The sequence below is a fragment of the Thermopolyspora flexuosa genome, from assembly GCF_006716785.1.
In the GTDB taxonomy this organism is placed as follows: domain Bacteria; phylum Actinomycetota; class Actinomycetes; order Streptosporangiales; family Streptosporangiaceae; genus Thermopolyspora; species Thermopolyspora flexuosa.
Genome location: NZ_VFPQ01000002.1, coordinates 470,444 through 491,030 on the forward strand (window position 1 = coordinate 470,444; position 20,587 = coordinate 491,030).

Here is a 20,587-nt window from a genome sequence, read left to right on the forward strand (position 1 = left end):
CGGATGTCCCTCAATGGCCCCTGCACGTGCGGTTTCCGGAACCATTTGCGGCATCACCCGGTGTGACCATACAGCCACGAAGAGCGATTGGCGAGCCCTCTGGGCACAACATCTCGTCCACGTGTTGAAGTCACGCTCGGTGATTCTAGCGACACGATTCGTGGTATCGCAGTGAAAACGGCAAACTACTCAGTTCGCAGAATGGAGGCCTGCCGATAGCTGACCCAACTTTGCAGGTCGGTGCCCGAGTTTGGTGGTCAGTTGGCCGATTCGAGGGCTTGGATCGACCGCCAGCGGAGGATGACGCGCTGGTACATCGCGTAGGCAAGTTCTTCCTGACCGGTGTCCAAACCGGTCAGCGCGGCCGCCAGCTCGGCGACGGACTGGTCGGACCGCAGGGTCTCGTCGTCCATCAGGTGGACGAGCCCACCGTAGTCGAGCTCCACCAGCGAGTGCGGGTGGAACTCCTCGAGCCACCGGCCGACGTCCTCCACCTGGTGGATCGCGGACACGTCGCCCATCCGGCGGCCCACGTGGCGGCGCAGGACCGCGAGCGCCCGCGCCACCCGGCGGCGCGCCTGCGCCATCGAGGTGACGTACAGCAGGTTGCGGGCGGGCGTGGTGGTGGTCGCCGCGGACGGCTCGCCCGAGGTCTGCTCCCTGGTCCCCAGCACCAGCCACCGCTCGGCCGAGTCGAACGGCACGAACCAGGCCGTCGGCACGTGCCAGGTGCTGGTGCGGATATGCGGCCGCAGCCCCTCGGCCCCCACCTGCCGCCGGTACCGGTCGAAGTCGTCGGCGGTCTGCTCGGCGATCGCGGCCGGCACGAACCGGTTGGCGAGCTTCGCCGGGATGCTGCCCCGGAAGCGCCCGAACGCGAGCCAGGACCGCAGCCGCGTCTCCCACGGGCACACGTACAGCGTGTCGTCGACGCGCCGCAGGTAGGCGTCCCGGCTCTCGTGCTCCGGCACCGGGATCGGGGGCACGCCGAGCAGGCGGCGGATCGCCTCGGCGTGCTCGGCCTCGAGGGCGTGGGCCCGGCGCGGGCGGTCCGGCAGGTCCACGTAGCGCGCCCACTGTGAGCGGGCCGGCTCGGGGAACGCGGCGAGCGGCTCGTACACGCGGAGGTACGCGGCATAGGGCAGCACAACACGAATCGTGCCACGCCGATCGCCGGTTTGCCGCACGAGGGCCCGCTCGGACGCGAACACGCCGCGCCTTCGCGGCGCGCAGATCAAGATCAACAGGGTGTCCGGGATTACCCTGAAGGCGTGGTACCGCCGCAATGGGGCGGCGGACGGAGTGATCGGAGGTCACCACCGTGACCGAGCGGATCAGCGGCGTCGAGCGAGCCGGCGCCCGGGTCGTGTGGAACCCGAAGGAGGCCGCATGACCGCAGTCTTCGGCCTGTCCCACAAGGACGGCAAGGCATTCGCGCGCACCGGCGGACATGAGCAGGTGGTGTTCTGCTCGGACGAGCGCAGCGGGCTGTACGCGATCATCGCGATCCACAGCACCGCGCTCGGCCCGAGCCTCGGCGGCACGCGGTTCTACCCGTACGCCGACGAGAACGAGGCGCTCGCCGACGTGCTCAGGCTCTCCCGGGCGATGTCGTACAAGAACGCCCTCGCCGGGCTCGACCTCGGCGGCGGCAAGGCCGTGATCATCGGGGATCCGGCCAAGGACAAGAACGAGGCGCTGCTGCGCGCCTACGGCCGGTTCGTGCAGTCCCTCGGCGGGCGCTACATCACCGCCTGCGACGTCGGCACCTACAGCGAGGACATGGACGTCGTGGCCCGCGAGTGCGACTACGTGACCGGCCGCACGGTCGCCCACGGCGGCGCCGGCGACTCGTCCATCCTCACCGCCTTCGGGGTCTTCCAGGGCATGCGGGCCTCGGCCCAGCACGTGTACGGCACGCCGTCGCTGCGCGGCAGGCGGGTGGGCATCGAGGGCGTCGGCAAGGTCGGGGCGAAGCTCGCCGATCACCTGCTCGAGGACGGCGCCGAGGTGGTGGTGTGCGACGTCGACGAGCGGGCGGTGGCCCGGCTGCGGGAGCGCCACCCCCAGGTGGAGGTGGTGGCCGACACCGACGCGCTCATCGCGAGCGACATCGACGTCTACGCCCCGTGCGCCCTCGGGGGCGTCCTCGACGACGATCGCGTCTCTAAGCTGGAAGCGAAAATCGTCTGTGGCGCCGCCAACAACCAGCTCGCCCATCCCGGCGTGGAGAAGCGGCTGGCGGAGCGGGGCGTGCTCTACGCACCGGACTACGTCGTCAACGCCGGCGGCGTCATCCAGGTGGCCGACGAGATCGAGGGGTTCAGCATGGAACGTGCCCGAGCCCGCGCGGAGCGGATCTTCGACACCACCCTCAAAATCTTCGCCATCGCCGGTGAAGAGGGCGTCCCGCCGGGCGTGGCAGCGGATAGGCTGGCAGAGCGCAGAATGTCGGAAGTCGGGAGACTTAGGGGCATTTGGCTACACCGGTAGGCGTCGGCACCCATCCGACGTACCGAGTAGCGCGCAAAACAGGTACGGTAATAGCGGAACGAGAGGCTGACGCCGGGAAGTCAGGTGGCGTCAGTGCGTGATGCGTTAGCGACGAGGGGTCGGCCACTACGACCCCGCATGAGGGGGTCGAGCCAATGGGGCGCGGCCGAGCCAAGGCCAAGCAGGTGAAGGTTGCCCGGCGCCTGAAGTACAACAGCGTGGGCACTGATCTTGATCGTCTTCGTGAGGAACTGGGGGTTGGCCGCGGCGATTCCACTCACAACCGTGACTACGCGGATCCGTACGAGGAGCTGGTGGATCGGTACGCCGACTACGCCAGGGAGTACGAGGAATCCCGGGACGACCGCGACGAAGACGAGCGTCCCGCTCGCAAGTAGCGGATCTGCTTGGTGAGGGCGAGGCATCCGCCCACCCGGGCGGGTGCCGAAGCCTTGGCAAGCAGCCCGACTGAGCGCTTCGGCCTGCCGGAGCGCTCATCGTCGTGCCCTGAGCCCCACGCGGCGCCGTCCGCGGCGGGGCGTGGGGCAGGTCCCGGCCTGCGGGCCGCCGTGCGCGGCTCCGCACGGCACGGGCGGTTCGGCGTCCCGTGCCGGCCGTCGCCGACGTGACCCGGTCGCGGCGGCGACGGCCGGCGGGACCCGGTCGGGAGGACGCGCCTTGCCCGGCGCCGGACCGGAGGGGACGGCCACGGGCGCCTTTGGCATGCCCGCATGCGGCCGCCCGGGCCGGTCGAGGCGACAGTCGGCCGGGCGCGCACGTCGGCTCCGTTACTGTGATCTTGATCACATCCGTGCCGGGCCACAGGCGTCCGGCCGGTCGGACGGCCCGCCGTACCCGGCCGGGCACGGGCGTGATCTCCGTCACCGCGACGCGGTACGGCCGGGCGACCGGATGACCCCGCCTGCCGGTGATCCGGTGCGCGCCCACGGCGGCCGGACCGCCGGCGCGGGACGTCGCGGCGGCACGGGCACCCTCCGGCGTACGCCCGGCGGCGCTGCCGGGGCGGCCACCGGAAGGGGCGCTGCCGGGCACGGCCTCAGAGGCGCGCCTGCCCGGTCCCGGCGACGATCTCGCCGAGCACCCAGGCGGGCACGCCCCGCTCCCGCAGTACGGCGAGCGCGGCGTCCGCGGCGTCCGCGGCGACGATCGCGCACATGCCCACGCCCATGTTGAAGGTCTTGTCCATCTCGGCCTGCGGCACCTTGCCGTGTCCGGCGAGCACCTCGAAGATCGGCGGCGGCGTCCAGGAGCCGCGGTCGAGCACCGCGTCCACCGTGGGCGGCAGCGAGCGGGCGAGGTTCGCGGCGAGCCCGCCGCCGGTGATGTGCGCGAACGCGTGCACCTCCACCGCGTCGGCGAGCGCGAGGCAGTCCCGCGCGTAGATCCGGGTGGGCTCGAGCAGCTCCTCGCCGAGCGTCCGCCCCAGCTCGGGGATCTCGTCCGCCAGCGACAGGCCCGCGGCCTTCACGATGTGCCGCACCAGCGAGTAGCCGTTCGAGTGCAGCCCGGAGGAGGCGAGGCCGAGCACCACGTCGCCGGGCCGTACCCGGTCCGGGCCGAGCAGCCGGGACGCCTCGACCACGCCGGTGCCCGCGCCCGCCAGGTCGTACTCGTCCGGGCCCATCGCGCCCGGGTGCTCCGCGGTCTCGCCGCCGAGCAGCGCGCACCCGGCGATACGGCAGCCCTCGGCCACGCCGCCCACGATCGCGGCGATGCGCTCCGGCACCACCTTGCCGCAGGCGATGTAGTCGGTCAGGAACAGCGGCTCGGCGCCGCACACCACGAGGTCGTCGACGACCATCGCGACGAGGTCGAGCCCGATCGTGTCGTGCCGGTCGAGCGCCTGCGCGATCATCACCTTCGTGCCGACCCCGTCGGTGGAGGTGGCGAGCAGCGGCCGCTCGTACCGGGTCAGCGCCGAGGCGTCGAACAGCCCGGCGAACCCGCTCGCCTCGTCCACCACCTCGGGCCGGCGCGACCGGGCCACCTTCGCCTTCATCAGCTCGACGGCCCGCTCCCCGGCCGCGATGTCCACCCCGGCCGCGGCGTACGAGACGCCGCCCACCTCATCGCTCATGCGCACATCACTCTCGAGATCGGCGCGCACGACGGCGCGCGGAAACGGTCGTTCACGGGATCGTCGTCCCCGGACGGGCGGCCGGGCCGGTCACTGCCCGGCGGCCTCCAGGACGTACTTGCCGACGTTGTCGCGGTCGATCGGGATCGGATAGGTGCCGTCGAAGCAGGCCCGGCACAGCCGCTCGGCCGGGAGCGTGGTGGCCTTGATCAGGCCCTCGAGCGAGATGTAGCCGAGGCTGTCGGCGCCGATCGACTCGCAGATCTCCTCGACCGAGAGCGACCCGGCGATCAGCTCGGCCCGGGTGGCGAAGTCGATGCCGTAGAAGCACGGCCAGGCCACCGGCGGGGAGGAGATCCGCACGTGCACCTCGGTCGCCCCGGCCTCGCGCAGCATGCGCACGATCGCCCGCTGCGTGTTGCCGCGCACGATCGAGTCGTCCACGACGACGAGGCGCTTGCCCGCCACGACCTCCTTGAGCGGGTTGAGCTTGAGCCGGATGCCGAGCTGCCGGATGGTCTGCGACGGCTGGATGAACGTGCGGCCGACGTAGGAGTTCTTCACCAGGCCCTGGCCGTACGGGATGCCGCTCTCGGCCGCGTAGCCGATCGCGGCCGGGGTACCGGACTCGGGCGTGGGGATGACCAGGTCGGCCTCGACCGGGTGCTCGCGGGCGAGGGTACGGCCCACCTCGACCCGGGTGACCTGCACCCCGCGCCCGGCGATCGTGGTGTCCGGCCGGGCGAGGTAGACGTACTCGAACAGGCAGCCCTTGGGGTCGGCGAGCGCGAACCGGCGCGACCGCACCCCGCGCTCGTCGATCGTGATCAGCTCGCCGGGCTCGACCTCCCGGACGAACGCGGCGCCGACGATGTCGAGCGCGGCGGTCTCCGAGGCGACCACCCAGCCCTTCTCCAGGCGGCCCAGCACGAGCGGCCGGATGCCCTGCGGGTCGCGCGCCGCGTACAGGGTCCTCTCGTCCATGAAGACGAGGCTGTAGGCGCCCTTCACCTGCGGCAGCAGCGCGGCCGCGGCGTCCTCCAGGCCAGCGCCGCCGTGCCGGGACAGCAGCGCGGTGAGCACCTCGGTGTCGGTGGTCGCCCGGATGCTGTCGGCGGGGAGCCGCGCGGCGAGCTCGGGCGTGTTGATGAGGTTGCCGTTGTGCGCCATGGCGAGGCCGCCGGCCTCGGTCGAGCTCAGCGTGGGCTGGGCGTTCTCCCAGACGCTGGAGCCCGTGGTGGAGTAACGGCAGTGGCCGATCGCCAGGTGACCGCGCAGGGTACGCAGCACGGACTCGTCGAACACCTGCGCGACCAGGCCCATGTCCTTGTAGACGAGGATCCGGCTGCCCTCGCTGACCGCCATGCCCGCCGATTCCTGGCCACGGTGCTGGAGGGCGTAGAGGCCGAAGTAGGTGAGTTTGGAGACGTCCTCCCCCGGGGCCCAGACGCCGAAGACGCCACAGGCGTCCTTCGGGGCGTGGTCGAGGGGGTCAAGGTCATGGCCGAGCCGGCCGTCGCCTTTAAGCACGTGCTTGAGTCTAATTTGGCGCTCCGGGCTGCTCCAAATGCGCCCCTGCCTGCCGCGACGTCCCGGCCGCCGGTGGGAGGCGGCCCGGCGCCGGTCCGAAACCGGTCTTGCCAAGCCTTCACCGAATCCTCGCCGGCCCTTGGCCATGTCGCCTCGCCGCCACCCCGGGCCGCGGTGGAGGCTTGGAGGCGTCCTGTACGGCCGCGAGGTCGGGAACGGCCGGGAGAAGTGCCGGGAGTAGTACCGTGACGAGATCTGGCGATCCATATCGGCCCGACCGGCGGGAGGGCGCCACGGGCCGCCCCTGGGCACCGGGCCGGCATGCGCGGACCGGTGGCCCCGACGAGCCCACCGTCGCCCTGCCCCGCCTCACCCCACCGGCCACGGAGTGGGGCACCCGCGTGGCGAGCGGCCCCGCCGGGGCGACGGCGTACTCGGCCGACTCGCCCGATCTCTTCCCGCCGCTGCCGGAGCCCGAGCCGCGCCACCCGTCGGCGCCCGCGCCGGGCACCCCGGCCGGGGCCACCGCCGCGGCGCCGCCGCGCCGCGCCGCGGACCGCGGCCCCGGTACGGCCCCGCCGCCGTTCGCCTGGCCCGACGAGCAGGGCGCGTCCGGGCCGGACGACGCCGACCGTCCCGCGAACTGGGAGCCGTGGCCGGGCCCGTCCCACCGGGCCGGTGGCGCGCGGCCGTGGCCGCCGCGTCGCCGCAAGGGCGCCCGCGCCGCCACCGCCGCGCTCGTGCTCGGCGTGGCGAGCCTGCTGTCGCTGCCGCTCTGCGGCGTGGGCGCGCTCGTCGCCGTGGCCGGGCTGGTGACCGGCGTGGTCGGGGTGGCCCGGGGCGCGGCCCGCGGCCGGGCCGTGGCCGGGCTGCTGCTGAGCGCGCTCACCCTCGCCATCGTGGTCGCGGCGGCCGCCTGGCTCGCCTCCACCGGGGTGGCCCGCTGCCTCGACGAGCACCTGTATCCGACCCGTGCCGACGCCGAGGCGTGCGTCGCCGAGCGCCTCGGCATCCCGGCCCCGTCCGGCTACTAGCCCTGGGCCGGGCGTGCCGTACCCGGGGTCAGGAGGGCCCGAGCGGGAGGAACGCGGACAGGTCGGCCCGCACGCCGCTCGCCAGCACCCGCCCGGAGGCGACCGCGTCGGCCCAGCCGAGGCGGCCGGTGGCGAGCTCCAGCCAGGTCCGCGGGTCGAGCTCCACCAGGTTCGGCGGCGTGCCGCGGGTGTGGCGCGGCCCCTCGACGCACTGCACGGCCGCGTACGGCGGCACGCGCACCTCGACCGAGCGGCCCGGTGCCCTGGCGGCGAGCACGTCGAGCAGGTGCCGTACCGCGGCGCGGGCGGCCTGCCGCTCCGGCTTCAGGCCGCGGTCGTACGCGCGCAGCACCGCGGCCACGCACGCGGCCGGGACCGCGGAGTCGGGGCCGTCGAAGGCGGGCTCGCCGAGCGCGAGGAGCTGCGCGTCGAGCGCCTCGCGCACCCTGGGGTCGGGTCTGCGGGGTGGCACCCGTCCATTCTCGCCGTCCGCACCGCGCCGTCCGCACAGGGGCCGCGATGCCCGGGCGCTCCGCCGTACCCGCCGGTCCCGCCGGGCCGCTACGTCGCCCGGCGCCACCGGATCGCGGGGTAGGGGAGGAAGATGAACCGGCCATGCGGCGACGGTTCATCGTCCGGGCGGCCGTCGTTCATCCCCGGTTCGAACGGCGGTCGTAGCGTCCCGCCGGGACAAGCGCCAGAAATTGGAGGATCCAGTGGCGAATCCGTCGCCCCGTCGTTCGCTGCCGTTGCTGTCCGTGCCGCGCACGGGCGTACGGGATCCGATGACATGCCGGTTCCGGTGCGGCAACAACTGCGCTCACGAGATCGCCAACACCAGCGACAATCCGTACTTCGGTGACATCCTGACCGCCGCCCTCTCCCGCCGCGGCGCGCTGCGCGCGGGCGTGCTCGGCGGCATGGTCGTCTCGTTCGGCGCCACGGCCCTCGCGACCCCGGCCGCCGCGCAGGCCGCCGACCCCGGGCACAAGGGCCCCGGGGGCGGCCACGGGCCGGGGCACGGCAAAGGACACGCGCACGGCAGGCTGGGCTTCACCCCGGTCGGGCCGAACACCAAGGACGCGCTCGTCGTGCCCGAGGGCTACGAGTCGGCGGTGGTGGTGCGCTGGGGCGACCCGGTGCTGCCCGACGCCCCGGCGTTCGACTTCGACAACCAGACGGCCGAGGCCCAGGCGAAGCAGTTCGGCTACAACTGCGACTTCGTCAGCCTCTTCCCGCTGGGCCGGGACCGCGCGCTGCTCTGGGTGAACCACGAGTACACCGACGAGAACCTCATGTTCCGCGGGTACACCGACGGCGAGAGCGCGACCGAGGAGCAGATCAAGATCGCGCTCGCCGCGCACGGCGGCTCGATCGTGGAGCTGCGCCGGGTGGGCCGGTCCGGCCGCTGGGAGCTCGTCACCACCGGGCGCCGCCGCTACAACCGGCGCATCACCGCCGAGACCGAGATGCGCTTCACCGGCCCGGCCGCGGGCAGCGACCTGCTCAAGACCGCCGCCGACCCGACCGGCCGCCGGGTGCGCGGCATGCTCAACAACTGCGCGGGCGGCGTCACCCCGTGGGGCACCGTGCTCACCTGCGAGGAGAACTTCAACCAGTACTTCGTCGGCGGCAACGGCGTGCCCGAGGCGAACAAGCCCGCTCTCAACCGGTACGGCGTGAGCACCACCCAGGCGGTGCCGAGCGGCAACCGGCGGTTCGACCGGGTGGACGAGCGGTTCGACCTGTCGAAGCACCCCAACGAGATCAACCGCTTCGGCTGGGTGGTGGAGATCGACCCGTTCGACCCCGACTCCGTGCCGGTGAAGCACACCGCGCTCGGCCGGTTCGCGCACGAGGGCGCCACCACGACGCTCGCCAAGGACGGCCGGGTGGTCGTCTACTCCGGCGACGACGGCCGGTTCGAGTACATCTACAAGTTCGTCTCCAAGGGCCGCTTCCGCCGCGGCGACGACCGCCACAACCGCAGGTTGCTGGAGGAGGGCACCCTGTACGTGGCGAGGTTCACCGGCGACAGCCCGAAGGGCGAGATCGACGGGTCCGGCCGGCTGCCCCGGGACGGCGCCTTCGACGGGCACGGCGAGTGGATCCCGCTGGTGAGCGGCGACCGGTCGTTCGTGCCCGGGATGAGCGCGGCCGAGGTGCTCGTGTTCACCCGGCTCGCCGCGGACAAGGTCGGCGCGACGAAGATGGACCGGCCCGAGGACATCGAGCGCAACCCGGTCACCGGCGCGGTGTACGCGGCGCTCACCAACAACTCCAACCGCACCCCGGCCCAGGCGGACGAGGCGAACCCGCGGGCGTACAACAAGCACGGCCACGTGCTGGAGATCGTCGAGCAGGGCAACGACGCGGGCGCGACCCGGTTCCGCTGGTCGGTACCGCTGGTGTGCGGCGACCCGGCCGACCCGTCGACCTACTTCGCCGGCTACGACAAGTCGAAGGTGTCGCCGATCTCCTGCCCGGACAACCTCGCCTTCGACGGCGACGGCAACCTGTGGATCGCCACCGACGGCAACGCCCTCGGCTCCAACGACGGCCTGTTCGCGATGCCGGTGAGCGGCCCCGAGCGGGGCCGGGTCCGCCAGTTCCTCACCGTGCCCCGCGGCGCGGAGACCTGCGGCCCGCTCATCACCGAGGATGGGCTCAGCGTGTTCGTCGCGGTCCAGCACCCCGGCGAGATCAGCGGCGCGACCCCCGACTCGCCGGCGAGCCGCTGGCCCGACGGCGACCAGCCGCGCCCCTCGGTCGCCGTGGTCTGGCACCGGCGCGGCAAGAAGATCGGCTCCTGACCGGCACCCCGCGCCCGGTACGGCCTGGCCGCGTCTGCGCGGAAAACCGCGCGCACCTGCGTGGGCCGGGCCGTACGCTGGGGGGCGGCCGCCCGGTGGGGCGGCGATCGAGCGGGCCGGTCGCCGGGACCGGCCGGGACGGGGGCGAGAGGGACGATGCGGCCCACGACGAGGATCGCGGCCGGACTGCTGGCCGCCTGGGCGGTCCACGACCTCGAGGAAGTGCTCACCATGCGGCGCAGCGCGGCCGGGATCCTCCCGAACCTGCCCGCGTGGGTGCCGATCCCCGAGGAGCTGCGCCGGGAGGGCCTCTCGCAGCGCCAGATCAACCTGGCGGTCACGCTCATGGGCGTGGCGATCGCCACGGCGTCCGCGGCCGGGGTGCGCTCCGGCTGCCGCTCGCCGCTGTTCCGCGGCGCGCTGCTCGGCTTCGGCGTGCACGGCTTCACGCACATCGCGATGGCCCTCGCCGCACGCCGCTACGTCACCGGGGTCGCCACCGCCCCCACCGTGGTGATCCCGTTCTGGCTGTGGGCGCGCCGCGAGCTCGCCAAGGCGGGCATCCGCGACGACGACCGCGCGGCCGTACTCGCCGCGCTCGCGTTCCTCCCGGTGGTGCCCGGGGTGCACGCCGCCGCCCACCGGCTGCTGCGCCGCCGTCGCGCCTAGCGCCGAAGGCCCGCGATCCCGGCATTCCGGGCCCGCGCGGGGTGGTGTGCGCCACCCCTCGTGCCCGTTCTTGCGCTCTCGTGCGCGATATTGATCACACTCGCTCTATGATCGTCTCGCCGGTATCCGATGATCCGGGATACCGGTAACTCTCTTTGCGTGCACAGGGGGCGCTTCACCCATGCGATTACCTCGCTACCGTGCGTAACCGACCACGTGCGTGAACGAGCCAGGCGGAGCCGAGGGCCGCGCCCACACCGCGCGATCGGAGGACCTGCGCCCGCCCGCCTGTGCGGCCTTTTCGAACCCCCCGGAGACAAGGCATGGCTGACGCCGGCGACAGGCATCATCTGGATCTTCCCGTCCATCCCAGCGCCGCCTCGCAGGCGCGCCGGCACGTGCGCGAGACGCTGTCGCGGTGGGGGCTCGACGGACTGCGGGAGACCGCCGAGCTGGTCGTCAGCGAGCTGGTGACGAACGCGGTGAAGGCCGCCGGGGGCGGCCCCGAGGCGGACGCGCCCTGCGGGTACGCCGGGGGCGGCGCGGCGCCCGCCGGGGACATCCTGGCGGACCCGGCGCCTGCGGCGGCGGCCGGGCGGCGGGCGGGGTCGCCGAACCACCGGATCGGGCTCGACGTGTACCGCACCGGGGCGCTCGTCGTGCTCGAGGTGTGGGACCCGAGCCGGGTGCCGCCCACGCTGAAGAACGCCTCGCTCGACGAGGAGGGCGGCCGCGGGCTCATGCTCGTCGACGTGTTCGCGGAGAAGTGGGGGTACCGCTGGCCGGTGCCCGGCGGCAAGGTGGTCTGGTGCGCGCTCGCCGTACCCGAGGAGGACCTGGCGAGGCCCGCGGGGTCAGGCGCGGCGCCGCGCGGCCGCGGCGAAGGCGATGCTGAGCAGGGTGACCGCGCACAGGAACGCGTAGGCGCGGACGAAGCCGGTCATGAGCTGGTCGACCGCGACCGGGGACAGCCGGGACAGGGTGCCCTGGTAGACCTGGGCCCGCAGCTCCGGCGAGACCGGCCCGGTGAGCACGCCGAGCGCGGTGCCGACGCTGAGCACGATCCCCACGTTCATGATCATCAGGCGGAGGCCGTTCACCACCCCGCGGGAGCCCGGCGGCAGCAGGTTCATCACGTAGGTGGTGTTGCCGGTGAGGAACATCCCGTTCCCCGCCCCGGCAAGGAACAGGCCCGCCGCGATCACCGCGTACGGCGTGGCCGGGTCGGCCGAGAGCGCGAGGATGAGCAGCCCGGCGCACCCGATCGCCGCGCCGAGGACCGAGGCGGCGTACGGCGAGACGCGGCGCTCGAGAAAGCCGGTGAGCGGCGAGGCGAGCGTCATGCCGATCGGCGCGGGCAGCACGGCGAGCCCCGCGGTGAGGGTGTCCATGCCCAGCGCCGCCTGGAAGTAGAGCGCGCTGACCACGATCAGCGCGGCGCGGGCGAGAGCGTTCCAGAACGAGGCCGTGTTCGCCATCGCGAGCCTGCGCTCCCCGAACAGCCGCAGGTCGAGCGCCGGGTTGGCGGCCCGCCGCTCCACCGCGACCAGCACCGGAAGTAGCACGACGGCGAGCGCGCCGACGAGCAGCACGCCGGGGGAGAGGTCGCCGCCGCCCATCTCGGAGAGCGAGACGAGCGCGGCCGCGATGACGACGAAGATGAGCACGTTCCCGGCGAGGTCGAGGGAGGCCCGCGGCCCGCGCGGGGTACGGCGCAGCGTCAGCGCGCCCCAGACCAGCCCGGCGAGGCCGAACGGCACGTTCACCCAGAAGATCCACCGCCAGCCCGCGATGTCGGCGATCACGCCGCCGACCGTGGGGCCGACGAACTGCGCGATCGAGAACGTGGCGAGGTAGACGCCCATGCCCCGGCCGAGCCGCCCGGGCGGGAAGGCGTCGGCGATGAGCACGGTGCCGTTCGCCAGCAGCATCCCGCCGCCGATCCCCTGGAGCGCGCGCAGCGCGATCACCAGCCCGACGTTCGGCGCGAACCCGGCGAGCAGCGACGCCACGGTGAACAGGCCGAACCCGAGCAGGTAGATCTCCCGCCGCCCGACGAGGTCGCCGATCCGCCCGAAGAAGACCAGCGTCGAGGTGCTGACGAGCAGATAGGACAGCAGTACCCAGGAGGAGGCGAGCGGCCCGGCCTGGAAGTGCCGCACCATCACCGGCAGGGCCACGTTGAGGGTGCTGACGCTGAGCCCGATCAGCGTGATCCCGATGCTGGTGACCGAGACCACCCGCCAGGCGTAGCGCATTCGGGCGTCGTGTTCCGGGGTGCCGGGGAGTTCCTGGGGGATCGCGACCACGCCCTTCAGTGTGACGCACCCGGTTTTGTGAATTCTGTCCGGGTTGTCCCGTTGAGCGGAACGCGGCCGTCCGGTACGGCGGCGCCGCCGCGGGGACCCGATCGCGGTGTGGCCGCGGCTCGGCCCCTGCCGCCGCCGGGGGCCGTGCCCCGGGTCGGCCCGGCCGTACCGGTTTACGGTCGCCGATCATCCGGCCGGGCGTATCGCCACCGACATCTCGAAGTGGCAATTGCGGCATAAATGCTAAATGAACGTTTGATGCGTAAAGTGCGGCTTTCTTGGAACACGCGATTCCCGAAATCCCGCGAAAGGTGGCCGGTAAACCCGCGGCATTGGTATAAGAATCCACGGCCATTTCGTGGTGGCCGTCCGTCCCTTCCTTTCTCGGCGTCGAAGGGAGACCGGAACGCCCGGGACCGCGTCAGGTCCCGGGTGTTCCGCACGCCGCGGCAAACGACGATGGTGCGACCCCGGTGGGCCACCACATCACGAAAACCCTTCATGTCATCGTGCCCGCCCGTGCCGGCGGGCGCGCCCGGCTCACTCGCCGAACGCGTCGTCCCCGGGCATGGCACCGGCAGCGGGTACGGCTCGGCCTCCCCGGCGTCGGCGTGCGGGGCCGCCCGTCCGGCCGCGCGGCCGCGGAGCACCGGGGAGGCGGCCCGCGCCGCCGCGCAGTTCCGGGCGGGCACTTCAGCGATCGCGACCATCTCTCCGGCCGACGGGGTCGCACCAGGCAAAAGACCACGTCGGCGGGTACGGGGCACCCTCCGCGGGCCGCATCGCGCGGTGGTTTCGGGGCCGATGTTACCCATGAGTTGCGACAGGCTGGTGTGCCAAATGTGATGAAACCGACGCCTGTTACATATGTGGCATAGGTGAACCGTTCCAATAGGATTGCGCGGCCAGATGCCGGAACCAACCGGCAAGTCCCGGAGGAATCGCAGTGGCTCTCAAACTTCCCGGCGGACGACTGCTCGCCGTCATGAGCGCTGGGGTGCTGGTCGGCTCGGTGGCTGCGGGCGGTCTCGCCTACGCCGCCGGTGAGACGAGCGCCGCGCCCAAGCGCATCTACGCGTGTGTCGACAAGAACACCCGGCTGGCGCGCATCGTGAACGCCACCGGCAAGTGCAAGACGACCGAGACCAAGATCTGGTGGAACCAGCAGGGGCCCGCCGGTCCGGCCGGTCCGCCCGGCACCACGGGCCCGATCGGTGCCACCGGACCGAAGGGTGAGAAGGGCGACCAGGGTCCCCAGGGCCCGCAGGGTCCGCGTGGCCCTCAGGGGCCGCGCGGTCCGCAGGGTCCCAAGGGTGAGAAGGGCGACAAGGGCGACACCGGCCCCCAGGGTCCTCAGGGCCCGAAGGGCGAGAAGGGTGACAAGGGCCCCCAGGGTCCGCAGGGTCCTCGCGGTCCTCAGGGCCCCCAGGGTCCGAAGGGTGAGAAGGGCGACCGAGGCCCCCAGGGCCCCCAGGGTCCGCGCGGTCCTCAGGGTCCTGCTGGTCCCCAGGGCCCGAAGGGCGAGAAGGGCGACCCGGGTCCGCAGGGTCCCCAGGGTCCTGCCGGTCCCCAGGGCCCGAAGGGCGAGAAGGGTGACCCGGGCTCCGTGGAGCCGACCGTGAAGAGCATGTCCTTCTCCTTCGGCGGCTCGACCGGAAGCAGGAGCGTCAGCTGTGACGCGGGCAAGTCCGCCACCGGCGGCGGCTACACCATCACCAGCGGCTCCGCGAGCGCCCAGATCTACGCCTCCGCGCCCGTCGTCAGCGGCAGCAAGCCGAGCGGCTGGCAGGTGTCCGGCAAGAACGCCAGCGGCACCGTGTACGTGATCTGCGTCTGAGCGGACACACCTCCCGGAACGACGCGAGAGGCGATGGGATCCCCTGGGAATCCCATCGCCCGGCCGTCCCGGGTGACGTAAGCGCATGGAAAGGGAAAAGGCCGGTACGGCACTGCCGTACCGGCCTTCGCCGTCTCTTGATCAGTCCCCGAAGACGGCGGGCAGCGTGCCCTCGTACGCCGTCCGCAGCTCCGGCAGCGGGATCTCCAGCACGCCCTCGACGGTGAGCGACGACCCGCCCGTGGTGCCGAGGGTCTGGAACGGCACGTCGTTCGTGGCGCACAGCTTGACGAGCGCGTCGAAGTGCTCGGGCCGCACCGCCACCACCGCCCGCGCGGTGGTCTCGCTGAACAGGTCGGTGAACGCGTCGTCCCCCGGCGTGGCCACGGTGCAGCCGACGCCGTGCAGCAGGCACGACTCGGCGAGCGCCACGGCGAGCCCGCCGTGGGACAGGTCGTGCGCCCCCGCGATCAGCCCGCGCGCCGCGCCGGTCACCAGCACCTCGGCGAGCGCGCGCTCGGCGTCGAGCCGGGCCCGCGGCGGCAGCCCGCCCAGGTGGCCGTGCGCCACCCAGGCCCACTCCGAGCCGCCGAACTCCTCGAAGGTCTCGCCGAGCAGCACCACGCGCAGCCCGGCCTCGGGGAAGCCCGGCGTGATCCGCCTGGCCACGTCGTCGATCACGCCGAGCACGCCGACGATCGGCGTGGGGTGGATCGCCACCGACCCGGTCTGGTTGTAGAACGACACGTTGCCGCCGGTCACCGGCACCCCGAGGGTGCGGCAGGCGTCCGCGAGGCCGCGCGTCGCCTCGGCGAACTGCCACATCACCTCCGGGTCCTCCGGCGAGCCGAAGTTGAGGCAGTTCGTCACCGCGAGCGGCCGCGCCCCGGTCACCGCGACGTTCCGGTACGCCTCGGCGAGCGCGAGCTGCGCCCCGGCGTACGGGTCGAGCCTGGCGTAGCGGCCGTTGCCGTCGGTGGCGAGCGCGATGCCCCGGTTCGTCTCGGCGGCCTCGGGGGCGACGCCCGGCACCACGTCGCCGACCCGCAGCACCCCGGCGTCGGCGGGCATCGCCAGCACGGTGTTGCCCCGCACGTACCGGTCGTACTGCGAGGTCACCCACTCCTTGGAGGCGATGTTCGGGGAGGCGAGCAGCTCCAGCAGCGTGGCCCGCAGGTCGGCCGGCCGGGGCAGGCGGCGCGGGCTGTCGGCGTTGAGCGCGGCCTGCCCGGCGGGCTCGTGGTACGGCCGCTCGTAGACCGGGCCGTCGTTCGCGGCGGTGCCCGGCGGGATGTCGACGATCGTCTCGCCGCGCCAGGTCATCACCAGCCGCCCGGTGTCGGTGACCTCGCCGATCACCGTGGCGGGCACGTCCCACTTCGCGCAGACCTCGAGGAACGCGGGCACGTCCTCCGGGGTGACGATCGCCATCATGCGTTCCTGCGACTCGCTCATGAGGATCTCCTCCGGCCGCAGCGACGGGTCGCGCAGCGGGACGAGATCGAGGTCGATGCGCATGCCGCCGGTGCCCTTGGCGGCGAGCTCGGTGGTGGCGCAGGAGATGCCGGCCGCGCCGAGGTCCTGGATGCCGACCACCAGGTCGGCCTCGAACAGCTCCAGGCAGCACTCGACCAGCAGCTTCTCCATGAACGGGTCGCCGACCTGCACCGACGGCCGCTTCGCCTGGGACTCCTCCTCGAACGTGGCCGAGGCGAGCACCGAGGCGCCGCCGATGCCGTCCGGGCCGGTGCGCGCGCCGAACAGCACGACCTTGTTGCCCGGGCCGGGCGCGGTGGCGAGCTTGATCCGGTCCTTGCGCAGCAGGCCCACGCAGAGCGCGTTGACCAGCGGGTTCCCGGCGTAGCAGGGGTCGAAGGCGACCTCGCCGCCGATGTTCGGCAGGCCGAGGCAGTTGCCGTACGAGGAGATGCCCTCGACCACGCCGGGCAGCACCCGGCCGGTGTCCGGCGCGTCGATCGGGCCGAACCGCAGCGAGTCCATCACCGCGACCGGGCGGGCGCCCATGGAGAGGATGTCCCGCACGATGCCGCCGACGCCGGTGGCCGCGCCCTGGTGCGGCTCGACGTACGACGGGTGGTTGTGCGACTCGATCTTGAAGGTGGCGGCCCAGCCGTCGCCGATGTCGACCACGCCCGCGTTCTCGCCCATGCCGACGAGCAGCGCGTCCGACTTGGGGGCCTTGGCGGCGAACTGGCGCAGGTGGACCTTGGAGGACTTGTAGGAGCAGTGCTCGCTCCACATCACGCTGTAGATCGCCAGCTCGGACGAGGTCGGCCGGCGGCCGAGGATCTCCCGGACCCGCTGGTACTCGTCGTCCTTCATGCCGAGCTCGGCGTACGGCTGCGGCTCGTCCGGCGTGCGCGCCGCCCGCTCGACCGTGTCGACGAACCCGCCGGCCCTGCTGTCGGCGCTCACCTGCGTGCTCACCTGCCCGTCCGTGGTCGGCTGTGTGGAGTCCATGTCGGTGCCCGTCCGCGCGTTCATGCGTTCACCAGGTGCTTGAGGATGGAGGTGAAGATGCCGCGTCCGTCGAGGCTCGGGGCGCCGGTGAGCTCCTCGATCGCGTGCTCCGGGTGCGGCATGAGCCCGACGATCGAGCCGGTCTCGTTGGTGATGCCCGCGATGTCGTTCAGCGAGCCGTTCGGGTTGCCCAGGTAGCGGAAGACGACCCGGTTGTTCGCCTCGAGCTCGGCGATCGTCTCGGGGTCCGCGACGTACCGGCCCTCGCCGTGCTTGATCGGCAGCACGATCTCCTGCCCGGGCTCGTACGCGCCCGTCCACGCGGTGGACGTGTTCTCCACCCGCAGCCGCTGGTCGCGGCAGACGTAGCGGAGGCCGGCGTTGCGGGTGAGCGCGCCCGGCAGCAGGTGGGCCTCGCACAGGATCTGGAAGCCGTTACAGGTGCCGAGCACCGGCAGCCCCTTCCTGGCCGCCGGGATCAGCTCCTCCATCACCGGCGAGAACCGGGAGATCGCGCCGCAGCGCAGGTAGTCGCCGTAGGAGAAGCCGCCGGGGAGGAAGACCGCGTCCACCCCCTTCAGATCGCGGTCCGCATGCCACAGCGGCACCGCCGTCGCACCGGCGTGCCGCACCGCCCGCGCGGCGTCCTGATCGTCAAGAGTCCCTGGAAACGTGACCACGCCCACCCGGGCACCACTCATCGCGCTGTTTCCCCTCACGCAGGTCACAGGAGGTACGCCTCAGGCTATCCGGTTGACGTCGATGGTCCGGTAGGCCGGTTCCGCGTAACGGGATCGGGGCCGCCCCGGTCACACGGCGGCGAGCAGGTCGTCGCGGTCCGGGCGCGCCTGGTCGCCCGGCTGGGCGGCCCGCTCCCCAGCCTCCCGCCACCGGGCGGCCTCTTCGTCCCAGGCGAGCCGCTTGCGCAGCCGTACCGTGGTGCCCTGGCCGGGCGTGATGTCGAAGGAGATCTCGTCCACCACCGACTGCATGATCAGGATGCCGCGGCCGTGCTCGGTGTCGCCCGGCGGGAACCGCTCGGGGATCGCGGGCAGGCCGGGGCCGCGGTCGACCACGCGCAGCTCGCACCGGCCGTCGCGGATCGCGGCCGTCACCTGGTAGCGCTTGGCCGGACCGCCGTGCCGTACCGCGTTGGCACACGCCTCGGAGGCGGCGAGGAGGATGTCGGACACGCAGTCCTCGGCCACGCCGATGGTCCGCAGGGCGTTTCCCAGCACCCGGCGGACCATCGGGATGCCGAACGCATCCCGTGGCAGTGCCAGCGAGAACTCAATTTCCACCGGACTCCTCCCGGCACGGCGACATCACCTTGGGCTTGGTTCCCCGAAGGCAGCCGCCTAATCGTCGAATTCGACAGTTGTTATTGCGCCCGGTTGGCTCGTCCGGGTAATCCCCGACAAGACGCCCTCGCCGCCGTCAACCGTTCGCCGAATTAACGTCGTTCAAAAGCGTGGGCGAACCGGGGCCGGCCGATCTGTTGTGGTGAATCGGCGGATGGCGACCCCGGTGCGAAGTATCACTCGACCCGTACCGTGAAGTCCTCGATGACGGTATTCGCCAGGAGTGTCTCGGCCATTTTGCGGACCTCCGCGAGCGCGGCCTCGTCCGCCGGGCCGTCGAGTTCCAGCTCGAACCGCTTGCCCTGCCGTACCGAGGTCACCCCGGAGAAGCCGAGCCGGGGCAGGGCGCGGGCGATGGCCTGGCCCTGCGGGTCGAGAATCTCGGGTTTGAGCATGACATCGACGATGACGCGCGCCACGTTCCCCTCCTGGTCCGATGCCGCCGGCCCGTTTCGTCCCGGACCGGTGTGGTGAGACCTGTGCCTGGGCCCGGGTGCCCAGCCTAAGGCCTGCCCCGACGCCGCTCGGATCCGACCCGTGGGGTTGCGGGCCGGTCCCGGCGGCGCGGGTCCCGGCCGCCGCCGTGACCAGGGCGTGGGCACCCCGGGTGTGGCGGTGTGCCGGGTGGGAAATGGGAGGGTGTGGACGACCGCATGGACACGGGTGTGCAGGGGGGATCGGTGTCGCGGCGCAACCGGCGATGTTTCGGGTCTTGCGCGCGGCGTGCTGCGGAGTGTCATATGGCGATAAACGGGACTGTTCCCCACCAATCGGACCGGTCCCCTCACGTGGACGGCCCCCGCGGATGGCGACCCCATCGGCCGGGCCCCGGAGAACGGGAGTGGCAGTGAACACGAACGCCCCCGTCGGCGCCGAGACGTACGGCGCCGCCGCACCCCCCGAACTCGTCCAGCTCCTCACCCCCGAGGGCGAGCGCGTCGAGCATCCCGACTACGACATCGACCTCACCCCCGAGCAGGTGCGCTCGCTCTACCGCGACCTGGTGCTGGTCCGCCGGATCGACCTGGAGGCCGTCGCCCTGCAGCGGCAGGGTGAGCTCGGCATCTGGGCGTCGTTGCTCGGGCAGGAGGCCGCCCAGATCGGGTCCGGCCGCGCCCTGTCCGACCAGGACATGGTGTTCCCCACCTACCGGGAGCACGGGGTGGCCTGGTGCCGCAACGTCGACCCGATCAAGCTGCTCGGCCTGTTCCGCGGCGTGAGCCACGGCGGCTGGGATCCGGCCGAGCACAACTTCCACCTCTACACGATCGTCATCGGCAGCCAGACTTTGCACGCCGTTGGATATGCGATGGGCATTCAGCGGGACGGCGCCGAGGCCGCGGCGATCGTGTATTTCGGGGACGGCGCGACTTCGCAAGGCGACGTCAACGAATCGTTCATCTGGGCGGCGGTGAACAACGCCCCGGTCGTTTTCTTCTGCCAGAACAACCAGTGGGCGATTTCCGAGCCGCTGGAGAAGCAGTCGCGCATCCCGCTCTACCGCCGGGCCTCCGGGTTCGGCTTCCCCGGCATCCGGGTCGACGGCAACGACGTGTTCGCCTGCCTGGCGGTCACCCGGGAGGCGCTGCGCAACGCCCGCGAGGGCCAGGGCCCCACGCTGATCGAGGCGTACACCTACCGGATGGGCGCGCACACCACCTCCGACGACCCCACCCGCTACCGGGTGGAGAGCGAGCTGGAGGCGTGGAAGCTCAAGGACCCGATCGAGCGGGTCAAGGCGTACCTGTTCAAGAACGAGCTCGCCGACCAGGAGTTCTTCGAGGCGATCGACCTCGAGGCCGACGAGCTCGGCAAGGACCTGCGGCGGCGCTGCCTGGAGCTGCCCGACCCGGATCCGCTCGCCATCTTCGAGAACGTCTACGCCGAGCCGCACGCGCTGCTGCAGGAGGAGCGCGAGCAGTTCGCCGCCTACCTCGCGTCCTTCGAGGGGGTGGCGTGATG

16 protein-coding genes and 1 pseudogene are annotated in these 20,587 nt (G+C 72.5%); 8 read left to right on the plus strand and 9 right to left on the minus strand.

What is annotated here, in order from left to right; translation table 11 throughout:
• Positions 1–257 precede the first annotated feature (257 nt).
• The gene (locus FHX40_RS24540) at positions 258–1,148 is read right to left on the minus strand and encodes a DUF8083 family protein (protein ID WP_142262322.1); all 891 of its coding nucleotides are present in this window, start codon (positions 1,146–1,148) and stop codon (positions 258–260) included.
• A gap of 241 nt (positions 1,149–1,389) precedes the next feature.
• Here FHX40_RS24540 and FHX40_RS24545 point away from each other — a divergent pair, with 241 nt between their 5' ends.
• Entirely contained in the window at positions 1,390–2,493 is a 1,104-nt protein-coding gene (locus FHX40_RS24545; RefSeq protein ID WP_142262323.1) for a Glu/Leu/Phe/Val family dehydrogenase, read from the plus strand.
• 155 nt (positions 2,494–2,648) lie between these two features.
• Positions 2,649–2,891 carry a DUF3073 domain-containing protein gene (locus FHX40_RS24550; protein ID WP_142262324.1) on the plus strand — a complete coding sequence of 81 codons (243 nt, stop codon included), beginning with the start codon at positions 2,649–2,651 and terminating at the stop codon, positions 2,889–2,891.
• A gap of 659 nt (positions 2,892–3,550) precedes the next feature.
• Here the strand turns inward: FHX40_RS24550 and purM are convergent.
• Positions 3,551–4,591, minus strand: coding sequence for a phosphoribosylformylglycinamidine cyclo-ligase (gene purM / locus FHX40_RS24555; RefSeq protein WP_142262325.1), 1,041 nt, complete (start codon positions 4,589–4,591; stop codon positions 3,551–3,553).
• Between the two features lie 90 nt (positions 4,592–4,681).
• Positions 4,682–6,121, minus strand: a complete 1,440-nt coding sequence (purF, locus tag FHX40_RS24560; RefSeq protein WP_211350498.1) for an amidophosphoribosyltransferase — start codon at positions 6,119–6,121, stop codon at positions 4,682–4,684.
• A 245-nt stretch (positions 6,122–6,366) separates the two neighbouring features.
• Between purF and FHX40_RS24565 the strand changes: the two genes are divergently transcribed.
• On the plus strand, positions 6,367–7,155 hold the full coding sequence (locus tag FHX40_RS24565) for a DUF4190 domain-containing protein (RefSeq protein WP_142262327.1): 789 nt from the start codon (positions 6,367–6,369) through the stop codon (positions 7,153–7,155).
• A gap of 28 nt (positions 7,156–7,183) precedes the next feature.
• Here the strand turns inward: FHX40_RS24565 and FHX40_RS24570 are convergent, their stop codons facing one another.
• Positions 7,184–7,627 carry a sterol carrier family protein gene (locus FHX40_RS24570; protein ID WP_142262328.1) on the minus strand — a complete coding sequence of 148 codons (444 nt, stop codon included), beginning with the start codon at positions 7,625–7,627 and terminating at the stop codon, positions 7,184–7,186.
• A gap of 313 nt (positions 7,628–7,940) precedes the next feature.
• Between FHX40_RS24570 and FHX40_RS24575 the strand changes: the two genes are divergently transcribed.
• From FHX40_RS24575 to FHX40_RS26345, 3 genes and pseudogenes are all read left to right on the plus strand, one after another.
• Positions 7,941–9,968, plus strand: coding sequence for a PhoX family protein (locus FHX40_RS24575; protein ID WP_142262329.1), 2,028 nt, complete (start codon positions 7,941–7,943; stop codon positions 9,966–9,968).
• A gap of 156 nt (positions 9,969–10,124) precedes the next feature.
• Positions 10,125–10,637, plus strand: coding sequence for an HXXEE domain-containing protein (locus tag FHX40_RS24580; protein ID WP_211350499.1), 513 nt, complete (start codon positions 10,125–10,127; stop codon positions 10,635–10,637).
• 323 nt (positions 10,638–10,960) lie between these two features.
• Positions 10,961–11,386: pseudogene (locus tag FHX40_RS26345) on the plus strand (ATP-binding protein); the annotation flags it as partial.
• Positions 11,387–11,491: 105 nt separating this feature from the next.
• Here the strand turns inward: FHX40_RS26345 and FHX40_RS24590 are convergent.
• Complete coding sequence (locus FHX40_RS24590; RefSeq protein WP_142262330.1) at positions 11,492–12,946, minus strand: MFS transporter; 1,455 nt, start codon at positions 12,944–12,946, stop codon at positions 11,492–11,494.
• Positions 12,947–13,931: 985 nt separating this feature from the next.
• On the opposite strand from FHX40_RS24590, the gene FHX40_RS26135 reads away from it, so the two are divergent.
• Positions 13,932–14,783, plus strand: coding sequence for a collagen-like domain-containing protein (locus FHX40_RS26135; protein ID WP_142262331.1), 852 nt, complete (start codon positions 13,932–13,934; stop codon positions 14,781–14,783).
• Between the two features lie 141 nt (positions 14,784–14,924).
• Here the strand turns inward: FHX40_RS26135 and purL are convergent, their stop codons facing one another.
• The 4 genes from purL to purS all read right to left on the minus strand — a co-directional run bounded on the left by purL (position 14,925) and on the right by purS (position 19,044).
• On the minus strand, positions 14,925–17,264 hold the full coding sequence (gene purL, locus FHX40_RS24600; RefSeq protein ID WP_142262383.1) for a phosphoribosylformylglycinamidine synthase subunit PurL: 2,340 nt from the start codon (positions 17,262–17,264) through the stop codon (positions 14,925–14,927).
• Between the two features lie 20 nt (positions 17,265–17,284).
• Positions 17,285–17,965 (minus strand): phosphoribosylformylglycinamidine synthase subunit PurQ, encoded by a 681-nt coding sequence (gene purQ, locus FHX40_RS24605; RefSeq protein WP_142262332.1) that lies wholly within the window; start codon positions 17,963–17,965, stop codon positions 17,285–17,287.
• A gap of 108 nt (positions 17,966–18,073) precedes the next feature.
• The gene (locus tag FHX40_RS24610) at positions 18,074–18,565 is read right to left on the minus strand and encodes an ATP-binding protein (RefSeq protein ID WP_142262333.1); all 492 of its coding nucleotides are present in this window, start codon (positions 18,563–18,565) and stop codon (positions 18,074–18,076) included.
• A 236-nt stretch (positions 18,566–18,801) separates the two neighbouring features.
• Positions 18,802–19,044: a phosphoribosylformylglycinamidine synthase subunit PurS gene (gene purS / locus FHX40_RS24615; RefSeq protein WP_142262334.1), complete on the minus strand. Its 243-nt coding sequence runs from the start codon at positions 19,042–19,044 to the stop codon at positions 18,802–18,804.
• Between the two features lie 422 nt (positions 19,045–19,466).
• Here purS and pdhA point away from each other — a divergent pair, with 422 nt between their 5' ends.
• Entirely contained in the window at positions 19,467–20,585 is a 1,119-nt protein-coding gene (pdhA, locus tag FHX40_RS24620) for a pyruvate dehydrogenase (acetyl-transferring) E1 component subunit alpha (protein WP_425329293.1), read from the plus strand.
• Positions 20,586–20,587 lie beyond the last annotated feature (2 nt).